This window comes from Flavobacteriales bacterium (assembly GCA_016699575.1).
In the GTDB taxonomy this organism is placed as follows: domain Bacteria; phylum Bacteroidota; class Bacteroidia; order Flavobacteriales_F; family PHOS-HE28; genus PHOS-HE28.
Window position 1 is genome coordinate 3,951,848 of record CP064979.1, and the last position, 11,439, is coordinate 3,963,286.

The window sequence follows — 11,439 nt, forward strand, 5'->3', positions numbered from 1 at the left end:
ATGTTGAACCTTCAACTGCCCACCGACCCGCGTTGGGTGCATCTGGTGGAACAGGACCTCCGCCAAGCCATGGTGGACCATGCGTGGTGCGAGCACAAAGCAGCCAGTAATGCCATGTCCATCATCGTCCGCTATCCGGAGCACACGGACCTGGTGCAGGAACTCACCCGCATTGCCCGTGAGGAGATGGAGCACTTCGGCATGGTGGTGGACCGGATCGAGGCGCGCGGTTGGCAGCTCACCCCGGAGCGCAAGGACAACTACGTGAACGACCTTCTGCAGTTCGTTCGCAAGGATGGTTCCCGTGAAGAGCGTCTGGTGGACCGACTGTTGTTCAGCGCCATGATCGAAGCACGAAGCTGCGAGCGGTTCAAGCTCCTGAGCGAGCGCACCAGCGACGAGGAGCTTCGCACGTTCTACAGGGAACTGATGGAGAGCGAGGCCGGGCACTACGCCACCTTCATCGGCTTTGCCCGCAGCGTTGCCCCGCGCATGGACGTTGATGCCCGTTGGAAAGCCTTCCTGGAATACGAAGCCGAAGTAGTTGGCCGCTACGGTAAAACCGCCACCATCCATGGCTGAGCCACATGAGGTGACCGCTGAGGTGCTGAGCATCGGCGACGAACTGCTGATCGGCCAGACCATCAACACCAATGCGGCTTGGCTGGGCCAGCAGTTGGCGCTCATTGGTATCCGGTCCCTGCGTTCGCGCGTGATCGGCGATGACCGCTCGGAGATCATCGAAGCGCTGCGGACCAGTGTGGCCGACGTGGTGCTCATCACCGGTGGGCTGGGGCCTACCAAGGATGACATAACAAAGCACACGTTGTGCGAGTTTTTCGGTGCCCGGCTGGTTCGCAACAAGATCGTTGAAGAACACATCGAACGGCTCTTCGCCAGTATGGGCCGTGACCCCAAAACCCTACAAGAGGTCAACCGTGCTCAAGCTGATCTGCCGGAGAACTGCGTTGCCATACCCAATTCAAGAGGCACGGCGAGCGGCATGTGGTTCGAGCAAGGTGGGCGGGTGTTCCTGAGCATGCCCGGTGTCCCCTACGAGATGAAGGGGATCATGCAGGAGCATGGTTTGGCCAAGCTGCGCCTGCACTTCAAGCCGCCGGTGATCGTGCACCGCACCATCCTCACTGCCGGCTTGGGGGAGAGCCTGTTGGCCGAGCGTATTGCCGATTGGGAGGATGGGTTGGCCAAGGAAGCGATCAAACTGGCCTACCTGCCTTCTCCAGGGGTGGTCAAACTCCGGCTTTCCACCTATGCCAACACTGATGAGCAAGGCGCCAAAGCCAGGGTGAACGCCCAAGCCGATGCGCTTTACCGGTCCATACCGGAGCTCATTTTCGGTGAAGGAGAGGAGACCCTGGAGGAGGTACTGGGTCGGATGCTGAAGGAACGTGGTCAGACCCTTGCCCTTGCGGAAAGCTGCACAGGCGGCTACCTCAGCCATCTGATCACCTCGGTGCCGGGCAGCTCGGCCTATTACATCGGCGGCGTGGTGAGCTACGCCAACGCGGTCAAAATGGAGGAATTGGGCATCCCGAGCGACATGCTGGACATCAACGGCGCGGTGAGCCAGCCAGTGGCCGAGCGCATGGCCAGTGGCGTACGGGCGGCGTTACGGAGCGACTGGGCCATTGCCACAACGGGCATCGCCGGCCCGGATGGTGGCACCCACGACAAGCCCGTGGGCACGGTTTGGCTCGCCGTGGCGGGCCCCAACGGGGTGGTGAGCAAGCTGGGCAACTTCCCGGGCACCCGTGATCTGGTCATTGAACGGGCCGCCCGCAGCGCGCTCAACCTGCTCAGGAAACAACTATCGGGTGGTTGATAAGACAGGTCGGAGCACCCCGTACCATCGTGTTGGAACTTATCCTACTTTCGCCGCCCAATTCGACGAGCCATGAGCAAAGTGTGCCAGATCACCGGCAAGCATGTGATCACCGGCAATAGCGTGAGCCACTCCAACCGCAAGACCCGCCGCACGTGGGCGCCCAACCTGCAGGACCGCCGGTTCTGGCTGGAGGACGAGAAGCGCTGGCTGGACCTGCGCGTGAGCACCAATGGTCTCCGCACCATCAGCAAGATCGGCCTGGGCGAGGCGCTGAAGCGTGCCCGGGCGAAAGGCTACCTGAAGTAAACCAACAGACACCCGCTGAGCCATGGCCAAGAAGGGCAACCGCGTACAAGTGATCCTGGAGTGCACCGAGCACAAGAACTCGGGCCAGCCGGGCACCAGCCGCTACATCACCACCAAGAACCGCAAGAACACCACCGAGCGCATGGAGTTGAAGAAATACAACCCCATCCTGCGCAAGATGACCGTTCACAAAGAGATCAAGTAAGCCATGGCAAAGAAGACCGTTGCAACCCTGAAGAAAGCGGACGCCAAGGTGTTCGTGAAAGTGATCCGCATGGTGAAGAGCGACAAGACCGGCGGATACCAGTTCCAAGAGCAGATCATGGCCAGCGAAGAGGTGGACAAGGCCCTCGCCAAGAAGTGATCGAACGTTCCTGATATTCCGGAGAGGCCCCGATGCGTCGGGGCTTTTTCATGCACCCACCATGGCATTGTTCGGACTGTTCAAGAAGGCGGCTCCCACGGAGGCCGAGAAAAAAGACCTCGACCAGGGCCTTGAGCGCTCACGCACGGGCTTTTTCGCCAAGCTGAAACTCGCCATCGCGGGCAAGAGCACCGTTGACGATGACGTACTGGACGAGCTGGAGGGCGTGCTGGTGCAGAGCGACGTGGGCGTGGACACCACGCTGCGCATCATCAAGCGCATCCAGGACCGCGTGGCCCGCGACAAGTACGTAGGCACCGATCAGCTGAACGGGATCCTCCGCGAGGAGATCGCAGCGCTGATGAAGGACCCGGAGAACCCGGGCTATGATCTGCCCAAGACGGACGGACCGCACGTCATCATGGTGGTGGGCGTGAACGGCGTGGGTAAGACCACCACCATCGGCAAGCTGGCCAACGCCTACAAGAAGGCGGGCAGGAGCGTTCTGTTGGGGGCGGCCGATACCTTCCGTGCAGCGGCCGTGGACCAACTACGCATCTGGAGCGAGCGTGTTGGGGTTCCCCTCGTGCAGCAAGGCATGGGCGCCGATCCGGCCGCCGTGGCCTTCGATACGGTGCAGAGCGGCAAGGCGAAAGGAAGCGAGGTGGTCATCATCGACACGGCTGGCCGCCTGCACAATAAGGTGAACCTGATGGCCGAGCTCACCAAGGTGCGCAACGTGATGCAGAAGGTCGTCCCCGCGGCGCCGCACGAAGTGTTGCTCGTGCTGGATGCTTCAACGGGCCAGAACGCCTTCGAGCAGGCCAAGGCCTTCACGGCCGCAACCCAGGTCACAGGGTTGGTGCTCACGAAGTTGGACGGCACGGCCAAAGGCGGCGTGGCGATCGGTATCAGCGATCAGTTCCAAGTGCCCATAAAGTACATTGGGGTGGGAGAGGGCATCGACCACCTTCAGGTGTTCGATCGGCACGCCTTCGCGGCGGCGCTTTTCAAACAATAGGACCTAAACGGCCTTGGCGTTGCCGCGGTCCTGGACCGGCACCACGGTCATCGGCATGCCGAGCATTTCGCTGAGCATGGCTTCGGTCTCCAGCAGGAGTTCATCGTCCTCTTCAATGTGCCACTCCACGGTCACCTGGCTGCCCATGGTGTTGGCATCCTTGATCTGCTTCAGCAGCATGTAGAGGGCCTTCAGGGAGGTGCTGTTGAAGTACGACAGCTTCACGCGGAAGGGAATGGGACGGGTGATGTCCACCAGGTTGTTGGCCAGCCAATCGAGCACGGGCTGGTAGAACTCGCTGGCATTCTCCGGGATGGAACAGCCTGTGAGTTCCAACGTGTCGCTGGCAGGCTCGAACCACACGCCGGGCGTGTTGTCGGTTTGGGGGATGATCAACGGGTTCATGAGGGCTTAGTTCAAGGGTGCGGCCACTTGGCTGGTGCACAGGTATTCGTTGCTATTCTCGGCGGCTGGCTGTGCGGTCGCCACAAGGCGGCTTCCGGTCTTCTTGGCGATCTGCAGGAAACCGAGGCCGGCCCCGCCTTTCGCTCCGAAGCTCTCGTTCGTGAGCTGCTGGCGGAACGCATCGGCCACCTGGTCGGGGGTCATGCTGTTGATACCGTCCACGATCTGTACCAAACGCTCGGCATCCTCTCGCATGGCGTGGTTGGAAATGCTCACCACGAGGTGGTTCCCCTCGATGCGCCATTCGAAGTTCACGCCACCGGAGCTGCAATAGCGCTGGGCATTGTCGAGCAGCTCCAACGCGATACCGCAGAGCTTTTTCAGGTCGTTGCGCTTGCCCATGTTGGCGAGCGAGACGACGTTCAGCAGGTCGATCAGCTGAACACGCACCTCGGAACTGAGGCGGCCTTCGTATTGGATGTGGTTCTGGCTCATTGAGGCGGGGCCTTCAACGCCGGTCAGGATGGAAGGGTTACACCCCGTGCCGTTCCGTTCCTTTGCGGCCCGCATGAAAGCCAAGACCCTCAAGCCCACCAAGGTGAACGTCGTTACCCTTGGCTGTTCGAAGAACACCTTCGATAGTGAGGTGATGATGGCCCAGTTGAAGGCCAACGGCATCAGTGTGGACCACGAAAGCGAGAACGGGGAGCACAATGTGGTGGTGATCAATACCTGCGGATTCATCGACAACGCCAAGCAGGAGAGCATCGACACCATCCTCAGCTACGCCAAGGCCAAGGATCAGGGACTGGTGGAGAAGGTGTACGTGACTGGTTGCCTCAGTCAGCGTTACGCTCCCGAGCTGAAGGCCGAGATCCCACAGGTGGACGCCTGGTTCGGCACGCGCGACCTGCCGAGGCTGCTGAAGACCCTAAAGGCCGACTACAAGCACGAACTGGTGGGGGAGCGGCTGCTGACCACGCCCGCGCACTTCGCCTATTTCAAGATCAGCGAGGGCTGCGACCGCAAGTGCTCGTTCTGCGCCATACCGCTCATGCGCGGCAAGCACGTGAGCACGCCCATGGAGCAGTTGGTCGCCAATGCCAAGGGCTTGGCCGCGCAAGGCGTGAAGGAGCTGATCCTCATCGCACAGGACCTCACGTACTACGGGCTCGACATCTACAAGAAGCGCAACCTGAGCGAGCTGCTGGCGCAATTGAGCGATGTGGAAGGCATCGATTGGATCCGCCTTCATTACGCCTTCCCCAGCGGCTTCCCCATGGATGTGCTGGATGTGATGCGGGACCGCAGCAACATCTGCAAGTACCTGGACATGCCCCTACAGCACGGCAGCACTCGCATGCTCACGCGCATGCGCCGTGGCATAACCCAAGAGAAGACCGAGCGTTTGGTACAGGACATCCGGGAGCGCGTGCCGGGCATTGCCATCCGCACCACGCTCATCGCCGGCTTCCCGGGCGAAACTGAAGAAGACCACGAGGACGGCCTGCGCTGGATCGAACGCATGCGCTTCGACCGGCTAGGCTGCTTCACCTACAGCCACGAGGAAGATACGCACGCCCACACCTTCGAGGACGATGTGCCCTTCGAGGTGAAACAGCAACGCGCCAACGAGATGATGGAGGTGCAAGGCGGCATCAGCTACGAGCTGAACCAGGCCAAGGTGGGCCGCACATTCCGTGTGCTGGTGGACAAGGCCGAGGGCGGTTTCTACCACGCCCGCACCGAGCACGATTCACCCGAGGTGGACAACGACGTCCTCATCCCGCTTGCTCCCTTCCCCACCGGGGAAGGGCCGGGGATGGGGTCACTGCGCATCGGCGACTTTGCGGAGGTGAGGATCACGGGGGCGAGAGAGCATGAGTTGGAGGGGGGTGTTGCAATGCTCTGACGCCTTCGACCGCAATGCCTTCTCCTTCTGACCCAATGACTATGATGCCAGAGCACGATCCCGCGAGACACCTCGGTGATTCGTTCAGTGGTGCCCTGAGAACGTTTGCCTACTTCATGTCCAGCGGCACTCATTACATGCTCGAAGGAGTTGACTACATGAAGTTCTATGGCGCAGCACCAAGTGTCATTGAGAAGGTGTTCGCCATCTATGCCAATGTGATCAAACTGGATTCTGAAGGAGCCGTGGTCAATGCGAAATGGGCGGAGAAGCGTGCAACTGACTACTTGCGCGCATACTGCGACCCGAACTATGTGGTGAACCCTCCTTTCGATGATTGGGAGACCGCTCTGCACGAGCCACCTCCACTTGTGGACATAGACGGAAAGTTCGATGGGCGCGGCGGGACTATTTAGTTCGGTCCCTAGGAGGACCGGTCAGAACTCTATCACGCTCTTCTTCCGTCCCTTCTTGGGCTTCTTGGGGATCTTGTCGGCGTCGGTAAGGCAGTAGTTCTTCTGGATGAAGATGGCGTCCTTGTCGCCTTTCTGCGCGCTGATGCGCCAGCTCTCGCAAGCCTTCTGTTTGTCCTTGAGCTGGTAGTAGCAGTCGCCACGGTAGTAGTAGGCTTCAGCGGCGCCGGTATCGGCCCGCGCGATCACGTCGTCGAGCTTCACAATGGCTTCCTCCCAGCGCTCTTCGTCGTAGAGCAGCATGGCCAGCGCCATGGCACCACCGGGGATGGTGCTCTTCATCTTCAGCGCGGCTTCCACCTCTTGCATTCCCTCTTCCGTGCGTTGCTCTTCGCCTTTGATGACGCCGCTCAGGAACAGGGCATCAGCGAACTGGCCGTTCAACTTCATGGCACGCTGGGCATCGCGCAGGGCACCGGGGTTATCGCCGCCCATGTACTTCGCGCAGGCGCGGTTGTACAGGATGTCCGCATCGTCCGGGGTCAGCTCCAACGCTTTGTCCAGGTCGGTGAGGGCTCCGTTGAGGTTGCCGGTGGTGATGCGGGCAGCGCTGCGGCTCACGTACGCCCTGGCGTCGGACTTGTCGAGCTTGATGGCTTGGGAATAGTCCTCAAGGGATGCCTTGTGCTCGTTGCGCTTCTGCTTGCAATCGCCGCGGAGCTTCCAGGCTTTGGCCAAGGTCGGATCGGCAGCAATGGCGCTATCGGCCAATGCGTGCGCGGCGCTCCAATTGCCAGCTGTGTAGGCGGCTTGGGCGTTCAAGAGGTGTTCATCGGCCGGGCCTTGGGCCACGGCCAGCAGGGGAGCAACGAGCAAGGAGAACAATGCGAGGCGCATGGATACAAAGATGGCCGCCTATGGCATGCGGTGTAAACGCTCCACGGTCCAAGCTTCGGCGGGGGCATCGAACATGGCTTTCACCGTGGGCCAAACGTCGGCGAACACGTCCGAGCGGCGGTAGTTCTCCAGGTCCAGTTCGGCGTCCCATTCGCTGTACGTGAAGAAGACGCGAGGGTCCTTCTTGTCGTGCAGCAGCTCCAAGTAGCGGCAGCCGGGGAAGGGCCTGATGCGGTGCCGCCAGCCTTCGAACAGTTCCAGGAAGCGTTGCTCTTGACCCGCTCGGAAGGTCATTTTCACCATGCGTACAACCATGCGGGCGAAGTTGAGGAAGGAAAACCGCAACGACCCGACGAGCACAACGGGTGTTCGGTATTCGCGTTGCGACCGCTGCGCCGTTGCGGTGATCGACCCCTACTGGAACTCCACCCGGACGCTGTCCCGCACTTTCAGCCCGAACAACCGCGAAGCGCTACCGCCCGAGCCGTCCACGCCTTTGTTCACGGCCACTTCCAAGTAGCCGGTGTCGCCGAAGAAGGCAACTTGCTTACCCTCGCTCACATCGCTGTACGTGTTGTGCAGTTCGGTGATCTCCACGCCGGGCTTGATGCTCTTGATGGAGAAACCACGCCGCTTGCGCTGCTCCTCGAACAGCGCCTTGGTGATGTTGGTGACCACGTTGCCGTAGCCGTCCACATACAGCACGGTGCCGCGGATACTGCGGTCGTCCACCGTAGGCCGGAAGCCGATAAGCTCGCGCAGCTCCGTGGTCCTGCGGCCGATCACTTCCGGGGTTCCGCCGCGCGCAATGTGGCAGGCCGCCTTGCACAGGACGTTCTTCACCGGGAAGGCCAAGTGGTCCGCATCGAGCTTCATGGTGAGTTCAAAAACCTCGTGCGGTTTGCCTTCGAACAGCAGGCTGAAGATGCCGTTATCAGCACCAACGAAGTAGTGACCATCGTGGCGCACTACAACGTGCGGGGTGCGGCCATCGGCCTCGGGGTTCACGCCGATGATGTGGATGGTGCCGCGCGGGAATTCACCGAACGCGTTGCGCAGCACGAAGGCGGCCTGTGTGATGTCGAACGCCGCCACATGGTGCGAGATGTCCACGATGATGGCCTCTGGGTATTGCGTGAGGATAGCGCCCTTCACCGCGGCCACGTAGTGGTCCTTGATGCCCATGTCGGTGGTGAGAGTAATGATGGGCATGGTGATGGGGCCTTGCGAAGTGAAGGCAACTTCCATGGGTCCACCGCGCATCAACGAACGAGTTCTTCAACCCGCACGGTGGAAAACAAAAACGCCTACGGCTCGGTCTCCACCAGGACCTCGTCCAGGAAGATCCAACTGGCGCCACCTTTCCCCAGGTGCCAATCCGGGCACTGGCCGGCGTTCTTCGCCATGATCTTGATGTACTGGGCCTTCTTGCCGATGAGCGCGCTCCACAGTTCCGTGTTCTGCGATGCCTCCGAACGGCGGTCAACGTTATGGGTCAGTTGAACGCTGCTCCATGTGCGGCCGTTCGAGCTCCACGCCACGTCCACGTACTCGGGGTACCAGATCCACGAGCGGCTGTCCTGCAGCATGCTGATGCCCAAGCGCTTCAAGCGTTTCACCTTGCCGAGGTCGATGGTGGCCAGCACATCCTGGCCCTGATAGCCCTGCCATTCGCCGGTGCGGAAGTCGGGGCCGCCACGCTGTCCGTCAACCAGAGCATTGTCGCCACCGGCGGCGTATTGGTTGGCATAAGTTGAGCCGAGCTTGATGGCCATGCTGCCGTCAATGCGCGTGAACTGCCCAACTACCGGTTGGAAGGTCTCGCTCCATTTCACCTCGATGCGCGATGTGCTGGTGATGGTGAACGGTTCGTTCACTGGGCAATCGCGTTGGCCTGCAGCGTCGTGGATCGTGCACGTGCCACAGCCCACCACCTTAACTGATAGGCTGTCCGTGAAGGTTGACTTGGCAGCCTCAATGATCGGCGCTCCGGGCCGCGGGCACTTGCGGATGTACGCGCCGTCCAAAACCACGGGTTCGGACCTCCTACGGCGCAATTCTGCCACACGAGCTACGTCGAAGTTGATACTTCCACCAGCCACGATGCTGGAATGGTCCAAACGAGTAGGATGGAAGTGTGTCGCGGAATGGTCCGGCTTGGTGGGTGTGGCCGAAATGCTGCCCTTCCTGGTCCGTTTCCGATCCGGGGCAAGCTTCCGTTGCCATGCCACTTCATCCAACTGTGCCCATGTGCTGTCCTGCACCGTTATGGTGAACGTTTGTTCCGGATCGACAACGATGCGTGCTTCATCGAAGAGCGGATAACCGAGGTCGTATTCGGTGCTGATGCCGGGCGAAACTTGGTAGAGCCCCAACGCGCTCATCACGTACCACGCGCTCATCTGGCCGCAGTCCTCGTTGCCGCTGAGACCGTCAGGTGCGTCGTGGTATTGCTCGTCCAGGATGCGCTTGACGATGGCCCGGGTCTTCTCGGGTTTGCCCACGTGGTTGTACAGGTACGCCATGTGGTGACTGGGTTCGTTGCCATGCGCGTATTGACCGATGAGCCCGGTGATGTCGGCTTGCTCCCGACCGGAGGTGGACGAGGAAGCGCTGAACAACTTGTCCAGGTGTGCCTCGAGTTTCTCCTCACCGCCGTGCAGATCGATCAATCCCCAGACGCTCTGCGGTGCGAACAAGCTGTACTGCCATGCGTTCGCTTCTGTGTAGTTGAAGTTCACCTCGAAGGGATCGAACGAAGGCACGAAGCCGCCGTTGCGCCGTGCCCGGAAGAAACCGGTAGCCGGGTCGTAAAGGCTTTCGAAGGCTTGGCCGCGGTCGTTGAGCAGATCGAGCTTCCATCCTTCCAAAGCGCCATCGGGGATGTTCAGTTCGCTGGCCATGGACACGATGCAACGGTCGTCGTAGGCGTATTCCAGTGTTTTGCTCACGCTCTCGCTCTGGTCCTCGCTGCTGATGAAGCCTTTGCTGGTGAGCGCATTCAGGCCGGGCTCGTCGCGGGTGGCACCGGCGATCATCGCTTTCAGCACCGCCACTGCATCGTAATCCCGGATGCCTTTCGCGTGCGCATCGGCGATCACGCTCGCGCTGTGGTATCCGATCATGCAGTCCGTCTCGTTGCCCCATAGCTCCCACACCGGCAAGCGGCCGCCCTGTTCGTAGTGCAGCAGAAAGGTCCTGATGAAGTCATTGGTCATGTCCGGCTCAAGGATCGTCATGAGCGGATGCAGCGCGCGGAAGGTGTCCCAAAGGCTAAAGACGGTGTACACGTTGTGATCGGCGTGGTGAACCTCGCCGTCCATACCGCGGTAGTGCCCGTCCACATCGTTGAAGACGTAGGGTGCCACGTAGCTGTGGTAGAGCGCGGTGTAGAACACCCGTTGCTGCTCCTGTGTTCCGCCCTTCACTTGGATCTTGTTCAGTTTCGCGTTCCAAGCGTCCTCGGCCTGTTTGCGCACCACGTCGAAGTCCCAATGCGGCACTTCGGCTTCGATGTTGGCTCGGGCGCCTTCTATGCTCACGGCGGAGATGCCGACTTTGACGATGAGGGGTTCACCCTTCAACGACCCGAATGAAAGGGCGGCGACCGAAGGAAAGACGTACACACCCTCGGACACGGCGGAGTTCTTTTGGTTGTTGTAGTCGTGATATCCGATGACGGGCTTGCTGAAGCGAACGATGAAGAACAGCTGCTGGTCCCTCGCCCAAGACCTGCTTCGACGATGGCCGACGACTTCCGAATCGTTCACTACCTCCATGTTGTAGTCGAAGGCCATGTCGCGATGGCTCAAGTCGACAATGACATGGGCCTCATCCTCGCCGGGGAATCGGTAGCGGTGCAGTCCAACGTGCGGTGTCGCCGTAAGCTCAACATCCGTATTCTCCTCATCGAGGCTGACCCTATAGTATCCTGCATGGGCAGATTCGTTCGCATGCGAGAACTTCGACTTGTAGGTTTCTGGATACAGCGAGTATTCACCACTCATCGGCATCAACAACACATCGCACAGGTCCGCCACACCGGTGCCGCTCAAGTGCGTGTGGCTGAAGCCGTAGATGAGACTATCGGAGTAGTGGTAGCCACCGCAGCCGTCCCAGTCGTTGTAGCCGTCGGGGCGTGTGTCGGGGCTTAGTTGTACCAGACCGTTGGGCACGCAGGCACCGGGAAAGGTGTGGCCATGGCCACCGGTGCCGATGAAGGGGTTAACGAGTTCGCGCGCGGGGTTCACCTGCGCCATGGCCGTTGTCAAAATG

Annotated in this window: 14 protein-coding genes; 8 read left to right on the top strand and 6 right to left on the bottom strand. The window is 60.5% G+C overall.

Annotated features, from left to right (window positions below):
- The 6 genes from IPJ76_16510 to ftsY all read left to right on the top strand — a co-directional run bounded on the left by IPJ76_16510 (nt 1) and on the right by ftsY (nt 3,537).
- The gene (locus tag IPJ76_16510) at nt 1–582 is read left to right on the top strand and encodes a tRNA-(ms[2]io[6]A)-hydroxylase (GenBank protein ID QQR86181.1); all 582 of its coding nucleotides are present in this window, start codon (nt 1–3) and stop codon (nt 580–582) included.
- Nucleotides 583–592: 10 nt separating this feature from the next.
- Nucleotides 593–1,843, top strand: coding sequence for a competence/damage-inducible protein A (locus IPJ76_16515; protein ID QQR88488.1), 1,251 nt, complete (start codon nt 593–595; stop codon nt 1,841–1,843).
- Nucleotides 1,844–1,915: 72 nt separating this feature from the next.
- Nucleotides 1,916–2,152, top strand: a complete 237-nt coding sequence (rpmB, locus tag IPJ76_16520; protein ID QQR86182.1) for a 50S ribosomal protein L28 — start codon at nt 1,916–1,918, stop codon at nt 2,150–2,152.
- A 22-nt stretch (nt 2,153–2,174) separates the two neighbouring features.
- Entirely contained in the window at nt 2,175–2,357 is a 183-nt protein-coding gene (rpmG, locus tag IPJ76_16525) for a 50S ribosomal protein L33 (protein ID QQR86183.1), read from the top strand.
- Between the two features lie 3 nt (nt 2,358–2,360).
- Nucleotides 2,361–2,516 carry a DUF4295 domain-containing protein gene (locus IPJ76_16530; protein ID QQR86184.1) on the top strand — a complete coding sequence of 52 codons (156 nt, stop codon included), beginning with the start codon at nt 2,361–2,363 and terminating at the stop codon, nt 2,514–2,516.
- 61 nt (nt 2,517–2,577) lie between these two features.
- Nucleotides 2,578–3,537, top strand: a complete 960-nt coding sequence (gene ftsY / locus IPJ76_16535; GenBank protein QQR86185.1) for a signal recognition particle-docking protein FtsY — start codon at nt 2,578–2,580, stop codon at nt 3,535–3,537.
- A gap of 3 nt (nt 3,538–3,540) precedes the next feature.
- On the opposite strand, the gene IPJ76_16540 is transcribed toward ftsY, so the two are convergent.
- Both IPJ76_16540 and IPJ76_16545 read right to left on the bottom strand, forming a co-directional pair.
- Nucleotides 3,541–3,942 (bottom strand): DUF1987 domain-containing protein, encoded by a 402-nt coding sequence (locus IPJ76_16540; protein ID QQR86186.1) that lies wholly within the window; start codon nt 3,940–3,942, stop codon nt 3,541–3,543.
- 6 nt (nt 3,943–3,948) lie between these two features.
- A complete protein-coding gene (locus IPJ76_16545) occupies nt 3,949–4,437 on the bottom strand; it encodes a sensor histidine kinase (GenBank protein QQR86187.1) in 489 nt (162 codons plus the stop codon).
- A gap of 73 nt (nt 4,438–4,510) precedes the next feature.
- Here IPJ76_16545 and rimO point away from each other — a divergent pair, with 73 nt between their 5' ends.
- A complete protein-coding gene (rimO, locus tag IPJ76_16550; GenBank protein ID QQR86188.1) occupies nt 4,511–5,854 on the top strand; it encodes a 30S ribosomal protein S12 methylthiotransferase RimO in 1,344 nt (447 codons plus the stop codon).
- A gap of 44 nt (nt 5,855–5,898) precedes the next feature.
- The gene (locus IPJ76_16555; protein ID QQR88489.1) at nt 5,899–6,270 is read left to right on the top strand and encodes a hypothetical protein; all 372 of its coding nucleotides are present in this window, start codon (nt 5,899–5,901) and stop codon (nt 6,268–6,270) included.
- Between the two features lie 21 nt (nt 6,271–6,291).
- On the opposite strand, the gene IPJ76_16560 is transcribed toward IPJ76_16555, so the two are convergent.
- The 4 genes from IPJ76_16560 to IPJ76_16575 form a co-directional block, all read right to left on the bottom strand.
- On the bottom strand, nt 6,292–7,164 hold the full coding sequence (locus IPJ76_16560) for a tetratricopeptide repeat protein (GenBank protein QQR86189.1): 873 nt from the start codon (nt 7,162–7,164) through the stop codon (nt 6,292–6,294).
- An 18-nt stretch (nt 7,165–7,182) separates the two neighbouring features.
- Complete coding sequence (locus tag IPJ76_16565; GenBank protein QQR86190.1) at nt 7,183–7,479, bottom strand: antibiotic biosynthesis monooxygenase; 297 nt, start codon at nt 7,477–7,479, stop codon at nt 7,183–7,185.
- A 99-nt stretch (nt 7,480–7,578) separates the two neighbouring features.
- A complete protein-coding gene (locus IPJ76_16570; GenBank protein QQR86191.1) occupies nt 7,579–8,412 on the bottom strand; it encodes an SAM-dependent chlorinase/fluorinase in 834 nt (277 codons plus the stop codon).
- 59 nt (nt 8,413–8,471) lie between these two features.
- A complete protein-coding gene (locus IPJ76_16575; protein QQR86192.1) occupies nt 8,472–11,423 on the bottom strand; it encodes a GH92 family glycosyl hydrolase in 2,952 nt (983 codons plus the stop codon).
- Nucleotides 11,424–11,439 lie beyond the last annotated feature (16 nt).